This window comes from Xenorhabdus miraniensis, from assembly GCF_002632615.1.
Map to the genome: position 1 here is coordinate 101,112 of NZ_NITZ01000016.1, position 22,166 is coordinate 123,277.

Below are 22,166 nucleotides of genomic sequence, written 5' to 3' on the forward strand. Positions count from 1 at the left end.
ACGGCTGGTGGCCTATGTCGTGGCGGAAGCGGATGAAGTACTGGTCAACAACCTGCGTACTCACCTGAGTGCGGTTTTGCCGGATTATATGGTGCCGGCCGCTTTTGTGCGTCTGGACAGCTTGCCGCAGACCCCGAACGGCAAGCTGGATCGCCGGGCACTGCCGGCACCGGACGGGAACGCCTTTGCCCGGCAAGCCTATGAAGCCCCGCAGGGAGAAACAGAAATCGCGTTAGCGGTGATTTGGGGTGAATTACTGGGCATTGAACAAATCAGCCGGCATGATAATTTCTTTGCCTTGGGTGGCCATTCATTGCTGGCGGTGCGGGTCATGAACCGGATAGCGGTTTTAGGGGGGGAATTGCCGCTGAGTACGCTGTTTAACGCCCCTTCTTTGGCTGCGCTTGCCGAGGTGGTTCAGGCCCGGTTTGATCAACAAGGCAGCGTATTACCTCCCATCATGCCCGTCTCCCGTGAAGGGATACTGCCATTGTCATTCGCTCAACAGCGTTTGTGGTTCCTGACTCAGTTTGAAGGTGCCAGTGAAACATATCATATTCCCATTGCGCTACGTTTGCGGGGTCAACTGGATGGAGCAGTCTGGCAGCAGGCACTGAATGCGCTATTTGCCCGCCATGAGGCACTGCGCTCTGTCTTTGTGTCCGTTGACGGTCAGCCTCAGGTCCGTCTGCTGGCGGCAAACCACGGATTGCCATTGGTTCAGTATGACCTGCGTGAACACCCGGATGCCGAAGTGGTACTGGAACAACTGTGCGCTGAAGAAATGTCTGCGCCATTTGAACTCGGTCATGACCCCTTTATCCGGGCGGTGCTTATCCGGCTGGCGGATAACGAATATCAGTTTTTGTTGACCCAGCATCATATTGTTTCCGATGGCTGGTCGGTCAATGTACTGATAGATGAACTGAACACGCTTTATAGCGCTTTTCTGGCCGGACAACCGGATCCTTTGCCCGCGCTGGCGATCCAATATCCTGATTATGCGGTCTGGCAGCGTCAGTGGCTCTCCGCTGAACGTATTCAGGTGCAATCTGATTATTGGCGTACGACACTGGCTGACGCCCCCGTTTTGCTGGATTTACCTACAGATCGGCCCCGTCCGTCTGAGCAGTCGTTTGCCGGTCAGATTTTACCCATCAATTTGGATGCGGAACTAACGGCCGCGCTGAAACGCCTGAGTGCGCAGCACGGTGTTACCTTATTTATGACGCTGTTATCCGCCTGGGCAGTGGTCTTATCGCGTTTATCCGGTCAGGAAGATATCATTATCGGAACCCCCAGTTCTGGCCGCAGCCGTCAGGAAGTGGAGTCTTTGATTGGCTTCTTTGTCAATACGCTGGCATTGCGCACGGGAGTCTCGGGTGAGTTGACGGTGGCAGAATTGTTGGCGCAGGTCCGGCAAACCGCGTTAGCGGCACAGGCGCACCAGGATTTGCCGTTTGAGCAGGTAGTGGAAATTGTACAACCGCTACGCCAGCTGTCCCATACGCCACTGTTTCAGGTGATGTTTTCCTGGGAAAACAATGAACATACCGACTGGACACTGCCGGGACTGACCGTATCTCCGGCTGATCAAGATATGGAGATTGTCAAATTTGATCTTGAGCTGGGGCTGTTTGAGGAGGGCGACAGGATTGCCGGTGCTTTAAATTATTCTACGGCTCTGTTTGATCTAACAACCATGGAACGGCACATTGGCTATTTGCACACTGTATTGCAGGCCATGATCGCTAACACCCAACAGCGAATCGGGGACATTAATATCCTGACACCGGCAGAGCGCAGGTTGTTGCTGGAAACCTGGAATTCGACGGAAACTCCCTATCCTGAGACGTTGTGTATTCATCAGTTGTTTGAGCAACAGGTGCAAAGGGCGCCGAATGCAACAGCACTGGTGTGTGGGGCTGAAACATTGAGCTATGCTGAATTGAACAGGCGGTCAAACAGGCTGGCTCATGAGCTTATTGCACAGGGAGTGATACCGGAACAATGTGTTGCGCTTTGTGTCTCCCGTTCTGCGTCAATGATGATAGGGTTGTTGGCTATATTGAAGGCCGGAGGTGCTTATGTTCCGCTTGATCCTGCGTATTCGGGTGAACGCCTGAGTAATATTTTAAATGATGCAACCCCTGCAATAGTAGTGGCAGATGCGATAGGGCGTACTGCTTTGGGTCAGGAGACACTGAAGGGGTTGAAAGTATTAGAACCGGATAATGATTGGGCACAACCAGATAGCAACCCTCAGGTATTGTCACTGAATTCAAGACAACTGGCCTATGTGATTTATACCTCAGGGACCACTGGGATGCCCAAAGGGGTGATGGTGGAACATCGTGGCGCAATAAATCTGGCAATTGACCATATTGCGCGTTTAGGTGTTAAACCGAATAGCCGGGTTTTACAATTTGCATCCATCAGTTTTGACGCCAGCGTTGCGGATATTGTGATGGCTTATGGTGCGGGTGCAGCCCTCCATATCCTGTCAGATGATGTACGCTATGACAGGAATGCCTTGTGGAATTACCTGGATGAACATCGTATTACTCATCTGACTTTACCGCCTGCGGTCCTTCAGAATGCCCACGAACTTCCCCCGTTACAAACTCATTTAACCTTGATATTTGCAGGGGAGGCGCTGGGTTCTGCGCTATTGCAATCGGTAGCGGGCAGGTATAACACCTTTAATATTTATGGCCCAACTGAAGCCACCGTTGCGGTGATGGCATGGAATTGTCCACCAGATTATCAGGGTGAGGAGATCCCTATCGGCCGCCCAATAAACAATACACGTATCTATCTGCTTGATGCTCAGGGCCAGCCAGTGCCGCTGGGTGTGGAAGGTGAACTTTATATCGGCGGTGTAGGGATAGCGCGTGGTTATTTGAACCGGCCGGAGCTGAGTGCAGAGCGTTTCCTGAATGATCCATTCTCAGCGATCCCGGGTGCCCGCATGTATCGGACAGGTGACCTTGCCCGTTATCTGCCGGATGGTAACGTGGTTTATATAGGACGTAATGATCAGCAGGTGAAGATCCGGGGATTCCGTATAGAACCGGGAGAAATAGAAGCGCGCCTGATGGAGTATCCGTCCATTCGGGAGTCACTGGTGGTCACTTATAGCAAAGGGGGAGATAAACGGCTGGTCGCTTATGTGGTGGCAAATAAAGAAGAAGAACTTGCTCACCATTTGCGTTTGCATCTGTCAGCTTGCTTACCTGAATATATGATTCCGTCAGCGTTTGTCAGACTGGATGCTTTCCCGCTGACCCGGAACGGTAAGTTAGATCGCCGGGCACTACCCGCACCGGATGGAGATGCCTTTGCCCGGCAGGCCTATGAAACCCCGCAGGGGGAAGCTGAAATGGCGCTGGCGGCGATTTGGGGTGAATTACTGGGCATTGAACAGGTCAGCCGCCATGACAGCTTCTTTGCGCTGGGTGGTCATTCATTGCTCGCGGTGCGCATGATTGAGCGCTTACGTCAGTTGGGATTGACATTGATGGTACGGGATTTGTTCCGGTCGCCGGTGTTGTCTGATCTGGCGCAAACGTTGGGGCGGCATCAGACCGTCGAAATTCCGCCAAATGTGATTACCCCCGAAACGCAGCACCTGACCCCGGAAATGTTACCTTTGGTGGATTTAACGCAGGCGGATATTGACCTCATTGTCGGACAAGTATCGGGTGGCATGGCGAATATTCAGGATATCTACGCGTTATCGCCGTTGCAGGATGGGATTTTGTTCCACCACTTACTGGCACGGGAAGGGGATACGTACCTGATGAGCGGGCAGATAGTGTTTTCTGATCGCATGTTACTGGATCGTTATCTGGCGGCGATGCAACAGGTGGTTGACCGTCACGATATTTTACGGACGGCATTTATCTGGCAAGGGGTGTCCGTGCCGGTGCAGGTCGTCTGGCGCCATGCCTCCTTGTCAGTGACAGAACTGATACTGGATCCGACTGACGGCCCGGTCATTGACCAGTTAAGCCGACGTTTTGATCCCAGCCATTATCGTCTTGACCTGAATCAGGCCCCGCTACTGCACTTTGCGGTTGCTCAGGAAACGGATGGACGCTGGTTCTTGCTGGAATTGCAACATCATATGATTGGCGACAATGAAACAGCGGAAGTGATGCACCGTGAAGTTCAGGCATACCTGACAGGACAAGAGGAGAATCTGGCTGCGCCTGTGCCGTTCCGTAATCTGGTGGCACAGGTGCGGTTGGGCGTGAGCCAAGAAGCCCACACCCGTTTCTTTACCGAAATGCTGGCGGAAGTGGAGGAACCCACGTTGCCGTTCGGGCTGGCGGAGGTCCATCTTGATGGATCTCAGGAAATGGAATCTTACCGACTGTTGCCGCCTGAGTTGAATGACCGTTTGCGCAATCAGGCCCAGAAGCAGGGAGTGAGTCTGGCGGCCTTGTGCCATCTGGCCTGGGCACAGGTGTTGTCGCACACCAGCGGACAGGAAAAAGTGGTGTTCGGCACCGTGCTGTTTGGACGCATGACGGGAGGCGAAGGGGCAGACAATGGAATGGGATTGTTTATCAATACCTTGCCGTTACGGTTGGATATAGATGACACCCCGATACGGGATGGTGTACAGGCAGCCCATCGCCGACTGGCAGGATTATTAGCCCATGAACATGCTTCACTGGCGCTGGCCCAGCAGTGTAGCGGGGTTGAACGTGGCACCCCTCTCTTTAGCGCCCTGTTGAATTACCGGCACAATAGCTCCTCAGAGTCGTCGGATGATACATTGGAAGGCATTGAGTTTTTAGACGGAGAGGGACGAACGAACTATCCCTTTGGGCTGTCGGTAGAGGATTTTGGTGACGCCTTGGGATTGACAGCGAGTGTGGTACTGCCGTTTGACCCGGAACGGGTATGCGGCTATATGCAGCAGGCGCTGGAAAGTCTGACAGACGCGCTGGAACACACCCCGGAGATGCCGGTGCGGGCATTGGAAATCCTGCCGGAAGCGGAGCGTACCTTATTGCTGAACATCTGGAACGGGACGGAGACCACCTACCCTGAGGCCTTGTGTATTCATCAGTTGTTTGAACAGCAGGCACAGAAAACCCCGGAGGCCACGGCACTGGAATATCAGGGACAACGCCTGAGTTATGCCGAATTAAATGCCTGCGCTAACCGGCTGGCCCATCAGTTGATTGGGTTGGGGGTCGAGCCGGAGCAACGGGTCGCTATTTGTGTGGCACGTTCACCGGCCATGGTAGTCGCACTTCTGGCGGTATTGAAAGCCGGTGGTGCCTATGTGCCGTTGGATATCACTTATCCGGCAGAGCGTCTGGCGTATATCCTGAGTGACAGTACTCCATCCGTGGTAGTGGCAGACAGGATCGGGCAGTCTATATTGGGTGACGAGGTACTGGCTGAGTTGACTGTGCTTGACCCGACGAAGCAGCCTGATCAACCGGACAGTAACCCACAGGTTTCAGCATTAACGCCACAACATCTGGCCTATGTGATTTATACCTCGGGCTCTACCGGGCAGCCGAAAGGCGTGATGGTGGAGCATCAGGCGATTTATCAACGTACTTTGGGCGTCAATGAACTTTATGGCGTGACAGCGCAGGATCGGGTATTGCAGTTTGCGGCGTTTGCCTTTGATGTCTCCGTCGAGGAGTGTTTCTCATCATTATGTCATGGCGCCACGCTAATCATTCGTGATGATAGCTGGCTGGCTTCTATGCCGGAATTTATTGCCTTAGCCCGGGAAAACCGTGTCACGGTGATGTTTCTGCCCACATTATTCTGGTCTGAACTGGCGGGCAGAGATCCGGGATTAGCACTGCCTGACGCGCTCAGGCTGATTATTATTGGCAGTGAGGCCGTCCAGAAAAAAGCCCTTCAGGACTGGTTTGCACAGGAAGGTCATTGTCCCCGGTTATTAGATGCCTATGGTCCGACGGAAAATACCGTTACGGCCACCTGTCAGGAAATCCTTTCCCCAGATGATGACCGAGCTATCGGCCGGCCACTCAGAAATACCCGCATTTACCTGCTGGACGGCAACGGGCAACCCGTACCGTTGGGTTGTGTGGGGGAAATCTATATTGGTGGCGTAGGGGTTGCGCGGGGATATCTGAACCAGCCTATATTAAGTGAAGAACGCTTTATTCCCGATCCCTTTAGTCCGGTATCTGACTCCCGCATGTATCGCACGGGGGATCTGGCCCGTTACCAGCCGGACGGCAGTCTGGAATTCCTTGGCCGTAATGATCATCAGGTGAAAATTCGTGGTTTCCGTATAGAGCTGGGGGAAATTGAAACCCGCTTGCTGGAATATCCGGCGGTGCATGAGGCGGCGGTGCTGGCACTGGATGACGGGCAGAGTAAACGGCTGGTGGCCTATGTCGTGGCGGAAGCGGATGAAGCGCTGGTCAACAACCTGCGTACTCACCTGAGTGCGGTTTTGCCGGATTATATGGTGCCGGCGGCCTTTATGCACCTCGACAGCTTCCCACAGACCCCGAACGGCAAACTGGATCGCCGGGCACTGCCGGCACCGGATGGAGACGCCTTTGCCCGGCAAGCCTATGAAGCCCCACAGGGAGAAATGGAAATCGCGTTAGCGGCGATTTGGCGGGAAGTCTTGGGGACTGAACTGATCAGCCGGCATGATAATTTCTTTGCGCTGGGCGGACATTCATTGCTGGCGATGCGGGTCATGAACGGAATAGCCGCTTTAGGAGTGGAATTGCCACTGAGTGAACTGTTTAGTTCCCCCTCTTTGGCTGCCCTTGCTGAAAGACTCCATAGCCGATTTAATCAACAAAGTACGTTTGCTCAGCAAAACACATTGCCCCCCATCATGCCCATCTCCCGTGAGGAGGGACTGCCGCTGTCATTCGTTCAACAGCGCTTGTGGGCACTGACTCAGTTTGAGGGAGTCAGTGAGCGCTATCATATGCCGCTTGTGTTGAATTTGCGTGGTCAACTGGATATCGCAATCTGGCAGCAGGCACTGAATGTGTTATTTGCCCGCCATGAAGCGCTGCGCTCTGTCTTTGTTTCCGTTGACGGTCAGCCTCAGATCCGCCTGCTGGTGGCAGATCGCGGATTGCCATTGGTTCATCATGACTTGCGAGGATGCCCGAATGCTGAAACAGTGTTGGAACGACTGCGTACTGAGGAGGTGTCTGCGCCATTTGATCTCAGCCATGGTCCGCTTGTTCGAACGATGCTTATCCGGCTGGCAGATGACGAATATCAGTTTTTGCTGACCCAGCACCATATTATTTCCGATGGCTGGTCAGTGAAGGTACTGATAGATGAACTGAACTCACTCTATACGGCTTTTCTGGCCGGGCAACTGGATCCTTTACCCACGCTGGCGATCCAGTACCCTGATTATGCAGCCTGGCAGCGTCAGTGGTTTTCTGCTGAACGTATGCAGGCGCAATCTGACTATTGGCGCACGACGCTGGCTGACGCACCGGCTTTGCTGAATTTGCCTACAGACCGGCCACGCCCGTCTGAGCAGTCGTTTGTCGGGCAGGTTTTACCCATCAATTTGGATGCGGAATTAATGGCCGCCCTGAAACGCCTGAGTGCGCAGCACAGTGTCACGTTATTTATGACACTATTGTCTGCCTGGACGGTGGTCTTATCGCGTTTGTCCGGTCAGGAAGATATCATTATCGGAACCCCCAGTTCTGGTCGCCGCCGTCAGGAAGTGGAGCCTTTAATTGGCTTCTTCGTGAATACACTGGCGTTGCGCACGAGAGCCTCGGATGAACTGACCGTGGCGGAGTTATTGGCACAAGTCCGGCAAACCACGTTAGGGGCACAGGCGCATCAGGATTTGCCGTTTGAGCAGGTGGTGGAAATTGTGCAGCCGTCACGCCGGCCAGACCATACGCCGTTGTTCCAGGTCATGTTTGCCTGGCAGGATTATGAAGATCCCGACTGGACACTACCGGGGCTGACAGTGTCATCGGTTATTCATGATTTAAATATTATCAATTGTGATCTCGAAATAGAGTTTTTTGAGGAGAATGACATGATTGTCGGGGCGATAAATTATGCTCCGGCCCTGTTTGACCAACCGACCATAGAACGACACATTGACTGTTTGCTCATTGTGCTACAAGCCATGGTGGCTAACCCTCAGCAGCGGATCGGGGAAATTGATATTCTGACATTGGCAGATCAATAGCATAGAGCAAAATAGCATAGAGCAATCGTATTAGGGCGTGTTGACGTTTTGTATTCACCATTTACTCGCCCTACATTGGTAGCCATATAATGACAAACGCCAGTGCCAACGTGCTGGCGTAATTTCGTACCAATTTATCGAAATAGCCGCCGTCATCCTTTGTTGTTCGATATAATTTCTGAATGCCTGACGGTTTTGCGCGTACTTCATGCCACTCAGCAATGGCCGCAGACTGAGTGACAAAATTGTCGGCGGTTCCAGCGTGGCCCCCTTAATGGCCGTTGATTTCCCCCCGCGCCAGCGCTGCGACGCTATTGCCGTTGGCATCTGTAGCGTGCATGTCGGCTCCTTTGGCCTTGAGTTCTGCCAGCAGCTCGTGGCGCTGGAACAGAGAGGCATACATGGCCGCCGTTTGTCCGGCATTGTTGCGCGTATCCGGATTGCACTTGGCGGCGATCAGTCGACGGGAAATTTTCACCTCTCCCTTGAAAATCGCCCCCATCAGCGCGGTATTGCCCCGCTTATCGTGCACGCAAGGGTCAGCCCCGGCATTAAGCAGGCTCTCCACCACAGCCGCATGACCGTGATAGGCGGCAAGGATCACCGCTGTATAACCGTGATCGTCCTGTACGTTAAGATTATATTTGGCGGCAATAAAGCTATCGATCACGCCGCCATCTCCTTTTCGCGCAGCATCCCACAAGTAGTTATTTAGCTGTTTTTTAACCTGTAGCTCGTTTAGCTCATTGGCGGCGTTCGGCTTCGGTGCGGCAAAAGCGGAGGCGGCCAACAGGCAAAGCAGTAGATAAAGCAATTTCATCGCGTTTTCCTCATCAGCATGCGTGGCAGCCCACACCACTTGTGCGGGCGTGTATCATTTAAAATCAATCAGAGAGCTTATCCGCCAATTTTTGTACCGTTGCCAGATCCCCTTTCGCCACGTTGGTCAGGCGCGTGCCGTAGTCCTTATCTGCCTTGTAGAAATAGGAAAGCATGATGTTCTTGCTTTTCATATCTGTGCCAGCTAACGATGCGCCCAAGCTGTTCACCAGATCGTCCTGCTCTTTCTTGCTGTAAGCGCGGTACAGCTCGCCGGTCTGCTTAAAATTCTGCTCGCGCTGGATTTTGCTTTGCTGCGTGGTGCCTTCCAGCGGTGCTTGGCTGTAGCGTGCGGAAACCAGCTCTTCGCGCGGGTATAGGCGGCTTGGCTGGTAGTTCACGCCCTTATCCTGTGTATGGTTGCTGTTGAGGCTGCCGTCCTGGTTGCCGTTGTTAACCGGGTTGTGTGGTCGGTTAATTGGCAGACTCAACCCGTTTGCACCAATGCGGTAAAACTGCGTATCAGCATATGCGAACAGGCGCCCTTGCAACAGTTTGTCTTCTGAAGGCTCAATCCCGGGAACCAGATTGGAAGGTGCCATCGCTACCTGTTCGATCTCTTGAAACACATTGTCTGGGTTTTTATTCAGCACCATCTGGCCGATTTTTCTTTCCGGCACATCTGGCCAAATTTTAGTGGCATCCAGAGGGTCAAAATCAAATTTCTTCAAATCCTCTGGCTTCAATATTTGGATGTAGAGATCCCATTTTGGATAATCGCCACGATTGATTGCCGCTACCAAATCGTGTGTCATATGGCTGTAGTCTTTGCCCTGTATCTGTTCAACCTGCAAGGGATCTAGATTTTTTACTCCTTGCAGAGTCTTCCAATGGAACTTCACGTAATGCACTTTTCCTTTGGCGTTTACCAGCTTATAGGCATGAACGCTATTGCCGTCCATATTACGATAAGAAGCTGGGGTTCCTTCATTGGAATACAGTAACGTCAGTGTGCGGATCGATTCTGGTACATGTGAAAAGAAATCAAAGCGGCGAGAATCATTATCAAGGTTAGTACGAGGATCTGGCTTAAAAGCATGTACCATATCAGGAAACTTGATGGCATCGCGGATAAAGAAGGTGGGAAAGTTGTTACCGACCAGATCCCAGTTACCTTCCGTTGTATAAAACTTGGTCGCAAAACCGCGTGGGTCACGCAGTGTTTCCGGCGAGTGGTTGCCGTGCACAACGCTTGAGAATCGGACAAACACAGGGGTTTTGCTGCCGGCAGTAAACACTTTCGCAATGGTCAGATCGGAGATGTTCGCCGTAGCAGTAAACTCCCCGTGCGCCCCGGCGCCGCGTGCATGCACTACACGCTCAGGGATGCGTTCGCGATCGAAACGTTGCAGCTTTTGTAGCAGCTGTACATCCTGCAACAGCACCGAGCCACCGGAGCCGGCAGTCTGCGAATTCTGATTATCACCTACCGGGGCACCGTTATCGCGGGTTAAGGTATCTGCCAGCGTCATTGGGCTGATGGCCAGCCAGGTTAAAACAATCAGCAGCTTTTTCCGGATCGTTAAGCTGCCGATTATACGGTTATTGCTCATAATGCTATCCTCGTCTGATATTGTGATAAATTTTCCGACGGAAAAGCAGGGGAGGCAGCCGTTTATCGGCCTGCGATTTGCAGGCAATGGGCGCAATCAGCTGTGCAAAATACCTTCTGATGTGAAATCACCGAACACGTTCAGCCCATTTATTGTTTTTTGACATAAATGTCTTATTGGCAGTTTTGCTTAACCAGACTCGTTTTTCCTCACCTGCTCGTTACCGCCGCCTCAGCCTTTCCCATCGTTGGGTAATGCAGGCTGTCTCACTGAACACCTACTTTACATGGCATTGTACTTATAGGTGAATACACTACTACCTATCGAATTAATAGGCCGGGGCATTGGTGTACGGATAAGGTAAGGTTGCAATTTCCTTTACCCATTGTAATTCAGGTAGATCTCACCTGTTTACGGACAGAATAAGGCTGTGCCACTGCCAGCAGGCGGTTACTCGCCATAAAACCTAAAAAATCCGGTATAAATATAGATACCGGATTTTTATAGATGCTTTTTTAATATGGCTGTTTCTCTGGAGGGCGTTGTTGAATATTATTTTTAACTTAATGATTCAACTTACTGAGGCCACTTCATTTCGCCTTTTAATACTTTGGCGCTTAGCTCAAGGCTGGATTCATCAGCAAGGTCTGGATAGTGATTTTTCATCGCGGTAATTAACGCATCAGCATCTTTTGCTTTTGGTAATTCTTTTTCCAATGTGGTCAGATAATTTTGCGTGAAGGTAACGGAATCTAACGTCATTGATGAATTCCCCAGATAATGGCCTGGTACAACCGTTTCAGGCCTTAAGCTCTTGATTCGATCCAATGTTTGCATCCAATGTTGACGAGACTCTTTAGTTTGAGTGTCTGCAATCCATACATGAATATTGTCAGAAACAGTGACACCCCCGACAACTGCTTTCAGTTTGGGCACCCAAACAAAAGTACGATCAGGAGCCGGGCCATCCAAACCTTCAACAATCAGTTTTTCGCCATCAACGGTGAAAGTATTCCCTTTCAGTGGTTCAGGTACAATGACTTTCTTAGGAGCCTGATCGGCAAGAATTCCACCCCAATAGGCTAATTTACCGTCTTTGGTTTCATTGATCGCTTTGATGGTTTCCGGTGATGCAACGACCTTGGCTTTCGGGAAGGCTTCGGTGATGACATCAAGGCCAAAGTAAAAATCAGGATCGGATTGGCTGATATAGATCGTTGTCAGTTTCTTACCTGTCTGCTGGATCATTTTCACTAATTCTTGAGCATCATTTTTCTTAAACTGGGCATCGATCAGAACAACCTCACGATCGCCGCTGATGATTTCAGAAGAAACAGGGAAAATGCCTTTTTCGCCCGGATTGTAGATATCCAGTTTGAGATCGGCTGCTTGGGCCAGTGATGCCATTCCCAAAGAAAGGGTCGCCGCCAGAGCGATATTTGATGTTGTTTTGCGAGCCATCATCGAATTCCTATATCAAAATACTTATTTGCTTGAATGGCATGTATGATAAGTTGCATTTTTCGATTGAAAAACCACAAAATAAGCAATTATTTGTTGCATATATCGTTCTAATCAGAGCGAGGAATGGGGCGGTTAAAATGGATAGGGTCACAGCAGCACAGGTATTTGTCACGATTGTTGAGCAGGGAAGTTTAATCGCGGCAGCAGAACGTTTGGATATGTCGAGAGCGATGGTATCCCGGTATTTGGCTGAAATGGAAAAATGGGCAGGTATTCGTTTATTACATCGCACAACACGCAAGATTAGCCTGACCTCGGCAGGAGAGGGTGCTTATCAACGTAGTCTAAAGTTGATGGAATTAGCGGAAGCAATGCCTGTCCAGCAATCTTTGGAAACGCAGACTTTGAAAGGATTATTACGGCTGAGTTGTTCCCAATCATTGAGTATCAGTGCGCTGTCAGTCGCGATACCTGAATTTATGCGGCTATATCCACAGATCGCTGTCAATCTGCAAATGAATAATAAAGCCATCAACTTGATTGAGGAACGGATTGATTTAGCGATCCGTATTACTAATAATCTGGAACCCAACCTAATTGCCCGGCCATTATCGACTTGTCATTCTGTTGTTTGTGCCGCCCCTTCTTATTTAGCTGGAAAATCTATTCCCCAAAATCCGGCGGATTTGGCATCACATAATTGCCTGACTTATAACTTTTTTGGCAAAAGTTTATGGCTGTTTGAAAAACAGCATGAGAAATATTCAGTTCCCGTCTGCGGTACATTAAGTGCCAATGAATCGACAGTATTAATGGAAGCGACGTTGCAGGGAGCGGGGATAGCAATGCAGCCTTACTATTCTGTTTCTTCTCATTTGAAGTCCGGAAAGTTGGTTGAGTTGTTACCTGATTATCAACCTCAGACAATGGGGATCTACGGCATTTATAGCAGCCGCCAGAATATGCCTGCGACTCTTCGGGTGTTGTTGGATTTCCTGGTGGAGTGGTTTGCAACATCTCCTCATTGGCAACAGTTAATGCTGAAAAGCTGATGCTAACTTTAAGGGAAACTGAGCGGCTTGTTGTTTTAAATGATGAATAAAGATTTCAACAGGCTCTGAAGAGGGGCGGTGTATGGGTTTAATTAAACTCACTGTAAAGGGAATATCGATACTGAATGGCCGGATGCAGATCCCTGCCTTGTTATCTAAATAATCCAGCGCAGTGAGTGGGTTGACGATCGATAAACCAATACCTTCGTTGATCATGGCACAAATTGAGGCCGCGCTATGAGTTTCCATTACCATATTGCGATTGACATGATGCTCGGTAAAGATTGTGTCAATGAGCTGCCGGTAACTGTCTGTAATCGATAAGCTGATAAATTTTTGTCCGTGAAAATCGGCCGGGGTCAATTGTGATTTTTGGCAGAGTGGGTGATGAATAGGCAAGACACAAACTTCATTTAAGGTGATCAACGTATCTTGCTCAGTGCCTGCGGGAGTCTGTAAGTGCTCGGTCAGGCCAATATCATGGCGTTGTGCTGAGAGCCATTCCTCTAGGAGAGGAGATTCTTGTGGAATGATGGTCAATTTTGCTTCTGGATAACATTGGATAAAGCTGCGGCAAGCTTTTGGCAGCAAAGACTGAGAAAACATTGGCAGGCAAGCAATGGACAATTGTGCATGCTCAAATTGGCGAATACTGTCAGCCGCGTTGATTATTCTTTCCAGTCCATAATAAGAGCGCTGTACTTCTTCAAATAACCGCAATCCTTGCGCGGTGGGAAACAAGCGCCCTTTGATGCGATCAAACAATTTGAACTTTAGTAACTGTTCCAGGCGGGCGAGTTCACGGCTGACGGTTGGTTGCGACGTTTTCAATAAAACTGCCGCATCAGTCAGGTTTTTAGTGGTCATTACGGCATGAAAAATTTCAATATGTCGCCATGAAATGTGTCGCCATAAGCAGGAAGGCATATTATTTACCTCTTGATGGAAAAACAGACTAATCTATATCATGAATGAATAGACTATAGCTAAATGGATATTTTTATTCCTGCTTTATTGTTGTCAATAATGAAGCATCTGCTGATTCTGTGAGGCACTTCAATGGCAATCTCAACTTTTCCTAATGGATCAGGGGAAAATTTTACCCCTGAGAATTTACTTCAATTACCGGTTCAATACGGAACACCATTGTGGCTTTATGATGGTGATAACATCATTAAGAAAATCAAAAAATTAAAGCAGTTTGATGTTATCCGGTTCGCACAGAAAGCGTGTTCCAATACCCATATCCTGCGTTTAATGAGAGAACAGGGCGTGAAAGTAGATGCGGTTTCATTAGGGGAAATCGAACGCGCGCTTTATGCAGGCTTTCAACCAGGGCGAGATAGATCGGAGATTGTCTTTACTGCCGATGTGATTGATAAGGCAACGTTGCATCGTGTTATTGAGTTGGATATTCCTGTCAATACTGGCTCTATTGATATGTTGGAACAGATTGGGGAACGCCAGTCTGGTCATCCTGTCTGGTTACGCATCAATCCTGGATTTGGGCATGGGCATAGTCAAAAGACCAATACCGGTGGTGAAAATAGCAAACACGGTATTTGGTATCAGGATCTACCTTTGGCGATTGAAAAGATCCATCAGCATGGCTTGAAACTGGTGGGGCTGCATATGCACATCGGCTCAGGCGTGGATTATCAGCATCTCGCCAATGTATGTAATGCGATGGTAGAACAGGCCATATTATGCGGAGAAGATATTCAGTCTATTTCAGCAGGAGGCGGATTATCAATCCCTTATAAAATCGGTGAAGAAGCGGTAGATACTGAACATTATTACAGCCTATGGCATGAAGCCCGTCAGCGTATTGAGCAACATGTGGGGCATCATGTTGAGTTGGAAATTGAACCCGGCCGTTTTCTGGTTGCTGAATCAGGGATCTTAATGGCAGAAGTGCGGGCGGTAAAATCTATGGGCAGCCGTCATTATGTGTTGGCGGATGCCGGTTTCAATGATTTGATGCGTCCGGCTATGTATGGCAGTTATCACCATATTTCTGTTTTGCCAATAAATGGCATTGCTAATGATGCAAATTTACAGGAAACGGATCTGTGTGAAACACATCTGAGCGAAACACTCGTTGCAGGGCCGTTATGCGAATCAGGTGATGTTTTTACTCAGTTGGAAGGTGGAGACGTTATCCCGCGCATGCTGCCTCAGGTAAGTGTCGGAGATTATCTGATCTTTCACGATACAGGTGCTTACGGGGCATCGATGTCTTCAAATTATAATAGCCGCCCTTTGATTCCTGAAATTATGTTTACTGGCGGAGAAGCGCGTTTGATTCGTCGTCGCCAGACAATAGAAGAGTTGTTATCGTTGGAATCCGTTTAAATAAAATACAGGGCATTTGCCCCGTATTTTATTAATCATATTTTCTGGTCAGCATCAGGCTGCTTTAGTTTGACGCTGACTTTCAGGCTTTTTTACTGGGTTTGGTACAGCAAACGCATCTGGCGCGAACTCATCGACATTGATTGAACGTAGTCGGCTGTTTTCAGCACGTTTCAGGATATCCGCTTCTTCCTGAGTGATTTTATGCTCTGCCAATGCTGTTTCAGCTAATTTATCCAAGCGAGTAAAGCTCAGGTTTTTGCCTGCTTCGCGGCTCAAGCGTGCATGGATTGGCTCTGCGGCGATGATATCGTGCAATGCGGCTTCCAATAACCCGTGAGGGTTGTGTTCACTTGGGGTCAGATATTGTCCACGTCCAATCCGGCTGCGGGTTGCGGAAGGAGTTTGTAGTATCTGGGCCAGTTTGTGATCCAGTTTATCGGATGGTGCTGTATGTGCACGGCCCAATGGGAAGACAATCACTCGCATTAAACCTGCAACTAAACGGTTAGGGAAATTGCGCAGTAAATCGTTCATAGCCAGTTCAGCTTGGTTCAGGCTATCTTCGACTGCCCATTGTACCAATGGCAAATCTTCTTTCTGGCGGCCTTCGTCTTCATAGCGTTTCAGCGCAGCGGAAGCTAAGAAAATTTGGCTCAGAATGTCTCCCAGACGAGCTGAAATGCGTTCACGGCGTTTCAGGCTGCCACCTAATACACCCATTGAAACATCAGAGAGAAGGGCAAGGTTGGCACTTAACCGGTTGATCTGTTGGTAATAACGGCGAGTTGTGTCATTGACTGGCGAACGGCTGGTTCTGCCTTTGGTAATACCCAGCCACAGGCTGCGCAGGGTATTACTGGCAACATGACCCAGATGACCAAACAGGGCTTTATCAAAGGCTTTCACATTGTTACCTTCTGCTGCTGCGATTTCAGCCAGTACATAAGGATGGCAACGAATTGCACCTTGACCGAAGATGATCATGCTGCGGGTCAGAATGTTTGCACCTTCTACGGTAATAGCAATGGGTGAGCCCTGATAGCCACGGGCAAGGAAGTTGGATGGCCCAAGACAAATGCCTTTACCGCCTGCGATATCCATTGCATCAATCATGGAGCGTTGCCCTCTGTGAGTACAATGGTATTTCACGATAGCAGACAGAACAGCAGGTTTTTCGCCTTGCATGATGCCGCTGGTAATCATGGTCGCAGCCGCATCCATCAGGTAAGAGTTACCTGCGATACGCGCTAATGGTTCTTCGATACCTTCCATTTTACCAATAGGTAATTTGAACTGACGGCGAATATGGGAATAAGCACCAATTGCCATTGCAGCGCTTTTCAATCCCCCGGTCGCATTGGATGGCAGGGTAATGCCACGACCAACGGACAGACATTCAACCAGCATACGCCAGCCCTGACCTGCCATTTTCGGCCCACCAATGATGTAATCGATAGGAACGAAAATGTCTTTCCCACGAGTTGGCCCATTCTGGAATGGGACGTTCAATGGGAAATGTCTCTGACCAATTTCAACCCCTGGGGTGCTGGTTGGGATCAAAGCACAGGTAATGCCGAGTGATTCGGTATCTCCCAGCAGATGGTCAGGATCGTACAGTTTGAATGCCAATCCCAGCACTGTCGCGATAGGAGCCAGCGTAATGTAACGTTTATTCCAGTTCAGGCGCATCCCAAGAACTTGTTCACCTTGCCATTCACCCATACAGACCACGCCGGTATCAGGGATAGCGCCGGCATCGGAACCCGCTTCTGGGCTGGTTAAGGCAAAGCAAGGAATTTCTTCGCCACGGGCAAGACCTGGCAGGTAATGTTTTTTCTGTTCATCAGTACCATAATGTTGCAGCAATTCACCCGGACCCAGAGAGTTAGGGACACCGACGGTAATTGCCAGAATACCGGAGACGCCTGCGAGTTTTTGCAGTACCTGAGATTGGGCATAAGCGGAAAATTCCAGACCACCGTATTCTTTCTTGATGATCATGGCAAAGAAGCGATGCTCTTTCAGATAAGCCCAAAGTTCTGGCGGTAAGTCAGCCAATTCATGGGTGATTTCGAAATCATTTGCCATGCGGCAGGCTACTTCTACCGGACCATCAATAAATGCTTGTTCTTCAGCGGATAACTGTGGTTTTGGATAGTTATGCAGTTTTTGCCAGTCAGGGTTGCCACGGAATAGATCGCCTTCCCACCAGGTTGTTCCTGCATCAATTGCTTCTTTCTCTGTGGTGGACATGCTTGGCATAACCTTGCGGAAAGCTTTTAAGCCGGGAGCAGAGAAGAGAGAAATACGTATTGGTGTAAAGACAAGCGGGAACAGGACAATTGCGAGTGGTAACAGCAACCAGTAACTCCAAAGGCTGGTGATGCCCATGACTAAAGTATAGGCAACAAGCAATAAGCTACTGAGAGTCAGGCTGACTTTGCGGTAACAAAGCCCACCAAGCAAGACTAAAAACAAAATAATGCTGAGAGCGGTCATAGTAAAACTCCTGTAAATCTCAGGTTGAGTTGTCAGAGGTCTGACCTGTTATGATGTCCTTCTTTTTTAGATGAGGAAAAGGCTTTTATCAATGTATTTACATCTTAATTACAATCTAGCTCACAAAGTGATTGTAGTTTTACACGTGATAGTTTCATGGAGATGTGATGGCATCTTCTTTCAGGAGGGGGAATCCGTTACACTGAATAACTGATGTTATTAATCCCGCAGACCTTTCAGGAGTATGAGTCCATGTATCAAGATCTGATCCGCAGTGAATTATCTGAAGCCGCAGACACGCTGGCTAAATTCCTTAACGATGATGCAAATATTGACGCTATTCAAAAAGCGGCTGTTTTGCTGGCTGATTCATTCAAGGCAGGAGGAAAAGTGCTGTCTTGTGGCAATGGTGGCTCGCACTGTGATGCCATGCACTTTGCGGAAGAATTGACAGGCCGTTACCGCGAAAACCGTCCGGGATATCCGGCGATTGCCATTTCCGATCCTAGCCATTTATCCTGCGTGAGCAATGACTTTGGTTATGAGTATGTATTTTCCCGTTACTTAGAAGCTGTAGGCCAGAAAGGTGATGTGCTGTTGGGCATTTCAACTTCAGGGAATTCAGGCAATATCATCAAAGCGATTGAAGCCGCCCGTGCTAAGGGAATGAAAGTCATTACACTGACAGGTAATGATGGCGGCAAAATGGCTGGAACAGCCGATGTTGAAATTCGTGTACCACATTTTGGTTATGCGGATCGCATTCAGGAAATTCATATTAAAGTGATTCATATCTTGATTCAGTTGATTGAAAAAGAAATGGTAAAAGCCTGATTGCAGTTTGGTAGGGGTAGGCGATGTGTGAATTACTTGGCATGAGTGCCAATGTGCCAACAGACATTGTTTTTAGTCTGAGCGGCTTGATTCAGCGTGGAGGGCATACCGGCCCCCACAAGGATGGCTGGGGGATCACTTTCTATGAGGGATTGGGATACAGGACGTTTAAAGACCACCAATCCAGTTGTCACTCACCGGTGGCCCAATTTGTTCAGGGCTACCCGATCAAATCAGAAGTGATTGTGGCCCATATTCGTCAGGCAAACCGAGGTAATGTTTCTCTGGTGAATACCCATCCGTTTACCCGTGAATTATGGGGAAAATATTGGACTTATGCCCACAATGGACAACTGAAGGGATATAGTAAGCTGAAAACGGGGAATTACTGCCCTGTAGGTGAAACAGACAGTGAATGGGCATTTTGCTGGATATTACATCAATTATCCTTGAAATATCCTAAACGTCCTTCCAATTGGCCTGCGGTCTTTAAGTTCATTGCATCTTTGGCTGATCAATTGAGGGCAAAAGGCGTTTTCAATATGCTGTTGTCAGATGGCGAATTTGTCATGGCTTATTGTTCAACCCAATTACATTGGATCACGCGTCGTGCTCCTTTCGGCAAGGCTAAATTACTGGATCAGGATGTTGAAATTGATTTTCAGCAGCATACCCAGCCAGGGGATGTTGTATCCGTGATTGCCACTCAACCTTTAACCGGAAACGAAAATTGGCATCGGATTGAATCCGGAAACTATGCGTTATTTCAGCTTGGAAATCGTATAGTTTGATTCAGTACTCCAGAAGGATGGTGGATTTTCAGTTTTTGCGTTAACAACATATCGCCCGTCTATTACGTTGATAGTGGCTGGTATGCCTGTGTTGGCAAAATATTCATAGGCGGGCTGTAATTGTTTCCAAAATAGGTAGTTGTTGCTGTTTTTATGCCGTCTCATATTTTGTGACGTCATTCGGAAAGGATAAATATTGATCTTGATTTCATGTTGTCCATGATAAAGTGCCTTTTCCGCGTATTGGTATATTTCTTCTATATAGCGATTGGTCATGGCATAACATCCGATAGATTTGCATTCACCATGAATCATTAAATTATTGCCTGAATAACCTTTGGATTTATCGAACTCATTGGGAAAACCCAGATTAATGGCCCGATAATAGTGGCTATTCGGATTTAACTGTTTAATGCTTACATGGTAAAACCCTTCCGGACTTTTGAAATCGCCTGTAAGTGTTTTGGGGCCTAATCCGCCAGAGTAATTACAGATAGGGTAGCTTTGAGTTAATTGATAACGGCCATCTCTGTTTTTTGTATAAAGTTCAAGAAGTTTTTCTTCCTTGAATATTTGAATGAAAATTTCGGCGCCAATTTGTTTCAATGGTGCTTGTTCGGTTGATGAATTGTTGGTTGATAAATTGTCGGTTGATGATTTGAGCCACGATAAACCATTTTGTGCGGCAGCAAAAAACGGCACATGTAATAACAATAAGCCCAATGAAAGATAAGAAACTGTTTTTTTCATAGCATAACCGTGTAAAAAAGGGAGTAAATTGACGAAATGTTGGGTTTCGGGTTGTCATGTTTTGGCGAAATGCAGAATAAAAGATAGCAGTGATCTCCAGTTTCTGTGAAGTTACTTTTTGGTCAAAAATTCCACTGTTGTAGGTAAAAGTGAGGGTTGAATTCGCCTTTACCGAGTAGTTAACTGTTCAGCAAAGAAATTATTCCTATTTGCTTGAGCTAAGTCACTCGATTAATCAGACAGTCAGTGGGGGAGATGTTAGAATTACCGTCGGCGAAACTTAAGAGAAAATTGTAACGATTATCGGAGTGAATAACTTGAGACATATGTCGCTCAAGGTGTTTTTTATTACTGAAGTCGCTGCATTACCCCAAGGAAATACCGCAGGGTAATCTGTAGCATATGATTTAACTGATAAACTTGTGCAAATCTTATGATTAAAATTAAAAAAGGACTCAACCTCCCGATAGCAGGAGCGCCTGCCCAAGTTATAGAAGATGGTCCGACAATTCGCCATGTTGCTTTACTGGGCGAAGAATATGTTGGAATGCGTCCTTCTATGCTGGTTAAGGAAGGTGAGTATGTCAAAAAAGGTCAAATTCTTTTTGAAGATAAGAAGAATCCAGGGGTTATTTTCACCAGTCCCGCAAGCGGGAAAGTTGTAACCATCGGGCGTGGTGAGCGTCGTGTTCTGCAATCTGTCGTCATTGAATTGAGTGGTGATGAGAAAGTCGCGTTTGATTGTTATGATCGTACAGAACTGGCTGGTCTGAGCCGTGAACAAGTAGAAAAGAATCTGCTTGCATCCGGGTTGTGGACCGCATTGCGTACACGTCCTTTCAGTCGTTCTCCTGTTCCCGGTTCCACACCAAAGGCAATCTTTGTCACGGCAATGGATACCCAGCCACTGGCTGCTGATCCGTTGGTCGTTATTGCAACACAGGAAGAGGCTTTTGTTGATGGCCTGAATATTCTGTCAAAATTGACAGATGGGAAAATCCACGTTTGTCATAGCGCTGGAAAGATCCCAACAGCAGGAAACAACGCTCAAATTACCTATAACCAGTTTGCAGGTCCGCATCCCGCAGGTCTGGCTGGCACCCATATTCATTTTATTGAGCCTGTCAGTGCCCAAAAAACAGTATGGCATCTGGGTTATCAGGATGTCATCGCCATGGGTAAGCTATTTACTACAGGTGAGCTTTACACTGATCGTGTGGTATCTCTGGCAGGGCCGCAGGTTAAATCACCCCGTTTGGTGCGCACCCAATTGGGCGCTGACTTGCTGGAATTGACGCAAGATCAGCTAAAAGAGGGTGAAAACCGCATTATTTCTGGTTCTGTATTGTGGGGCACAAAATCAGATGATGCTCGTCATTATCTTGGTCGTTTCCATACTTTGGTTTCAGTTCTTACTGAAGGTCGTGAAAAAGAGCTGTTCGGTTGGATCGCACCAGGAACCAATAAGTTCTCCATTACCCGTACCACGATTGGTCACTTCCTGAAAAACAAACGTTTCGCTTTTTCAACCACAACAAATGGTGGAGAGCGTTCAATGGTGCCAATTGGCAACTATGAGCGTGTGATGCCACTGGATATTATGGCAACGCACCTGCTGCGTGACTTGCTTGCAGGCGACACTGACAGTGCTCAGGCACTGGGTTGTCTGGAGCTGGATGAGGAAGATTTAGCACTGTGTACCTATGTTTGCCCCGGCAAATATGAGTACGGTCAGGTATTGCGTGACGTGCTGACTAAGATTGAGCTGGAAGGGTAA

General features: G+C 48.5%; 13 protein-coding genes. 6 read left to right on the top strand and 7 right to left on the bottom strand.

What is annotated here, in order from left to right:
• The coding region (locus tag Xmir_RS15190) for an amino acid adenylation domain-containing protein (RefSeq protein WP_145956900.1) at positions 1-8,209 on the top strand (8,209 nt) is incomplete at its 5' end.
• Between the two features lie 54 nt (positions 8,210-8,263).
• Here Xmir_RS15190 and Xmir_RS23945 read toward each other — a convergent pair.
• The 4 genes from Xmir_RS23945 to Xmir_RS15205 all read right to left on the bottom strand — a co-directional run bounded on the left by Xmir_RS23945 (position 8,264) and on the right by Xmir_RS15205 (position 12,102).
• Entirely contained in the window at positions 8,264-8,536 is a 273-nt protein-coding gene (locus Xmir_RS23945) for a hypothetical protein (RefSeq protein WP_145956911.1), read from the bottom strand.
• Complete coding sequence (locus tag Xmir_RS15195) at positions 8,481-9,029, bottom strand: ankyrin repeat domain-containing protein (RefSeq protein ID WP_099114748.1); 549 nt, start codon at positions 9,027-9,029, stop codon at positions 8,481-8,483. Before Xmir_RS15195 ends, Xmir_RS23945 begins: the two co-directional genes overlap by 56 nt.
• Positions 9,030-9,093: 64 nt before the next feature.
• The gene (katB, locus tag Xmir_RS15200; protein WP_208620436.1) at positions 9,094-10,560 is read right to left on the bottom strand and encodes a catalase; all 1,467 of its coding nucleotides are present in this window, start codon (positions 10,558-10,560) and stop codon (positions 9,094-9,096) included.
• A 657-nt stretch (positions 10,561-11,217) separates the two neighbouring features.
• Entirely contained in the window at positions 11,218-12,102 is an 885-nt protein-coding gene (locus Xmir_RS15205; protein ID WP_099114746.1) for an MBL fold metallo-hydrolase, read from the bottom strand.
• Between the two features lie 140 nt (positions 12,103-12,242).
• Here Xmir_RS15205 and Xmir_RS15210 point away from each other — a divergent pair, with 140 nt between their 5' ends.
• Positions 12,243-13,157 (top strand): LysR family transcriptional regulator, encoded by a 915-nt coding sequence (locus tag Xmir_RS15210; RefSeq protein ID WP_099114745.1) that lies wholly within the window; start codon positions 12,243-12,245, stop codon positions 13,155-13,157.
• On the opposite strand, the gene Xmir_RS15215 is transcribed toward Xmir_RS15210, so the two are convergent.
• Positions 13,140-14,084 (bottom strand): LysR family transcriptional regulator, encoded by a 945-nt coding sequence (locus Xmir_RS15215; protein ID WP_099114744.1) that lies wholly within the window; start codon positions 14,082-14,084, stop codon positions 13,140-13,142. The genes Xmir_RS15210 and Xmir_RS15215 overlap by 18 nt on opposite strands.
• Positions 14,085-14,216: 132 nt before the next feature.
• Between Xmir_RS15215 and lysA the strand changes: the two genes are divergently transcribed.
• The gene (lysA, locus tag Xmir_RS15220; RefSeq protein ID WP_099114743.1) at positions 14,217-15,512 is read left to right on the top strand and encodes a diaminopimelate decarboxylase; all 1,296 of its coding nucleotides are present in this window, start codon (positions 14,217-14,219) and stop codon (positions 15,510-15,512) included.
• Between the two features lie 54 nt (positions 15,513-15,566).
• Here the strand turns inward: lysA and fadE are convergent, their stop codons facing one another.
• On the bottom strand, positions 15,567-18,014 hold the full coding sequence (gene fadE / locus Xmir_RS15225; protein ID WP_099114742.1) for an acyl-CoA dehydrogenase FadE: 2,448 nt from the start codon (positions 18,012-18,014) through the stop codon (positions 15,567-15,569).
• A 252-nt stretch (positions 18,015-18,266) separates the two neighbouring features.
• Between fadE and lpcA the strand changes: the two genes are divergently transcribed.
• Together lpcA and Xmir_RS15235 are read left to right on the top strand one after the other, a co-directional pair.
• Positions 18,267-18,848, top strand: a complete 582-nt coding sequence (gene lpcA, locus Xmir_RS15230) for a D-sedoheptulose 7-phosphate isomerase (RefSeq protein ID WP_099114741.1) — start codon at positions 18,267-18,269, stop codon at positions 18,846-18,848.
• A gap of 23 nt (positions 18,849-18,871) precedes the next feature.
• Complete coding sequence (locus Xmir_RS15235) at positions 18,872-19,639, top strand: class II glutamine amidotransferase (protein ID WP_099114740.1); 768 nt, start codon at positions 18,872-18,874, stop codon at positions 19,637-19,639.
• Here Xmir_RS15235 and Xmir_RS15240 read toward each other — a convergent pair.
• Positions 19,610-20,389, bottom strand: coding sequence for a L,D-transpeptidase family protein (locus tag Xmir_RS15240; RefSeq protein WP_099114739.1), 780 nt, complete (start codon positions 20,387-20,389; stop codon positions 19,610-19,612). The genes Xmir_RS15235 and Xmir_RS15240 overlap by 30 nt on opposite strands.
• A 433-nt stretch (positions 20,390-20,822) precedes the next feature.
• On the opposite strand from Xmir_RS15240, the gene Xmir_RS15245 reads away from it, so the two are divergent.
• The gene (locus tag Xmir_RS15245; RefSeq protein ID WP_099114738.1) at positions 20,823-22,166 is read left to right on the top strand and encodes a Na(+)-translocating NADH-quinone reductase subunit A; all 1,344 of its coding nucleotides are present in this window, start codon (positions 20,823-20,825) and stop codon (positions 22,164-22,166) included.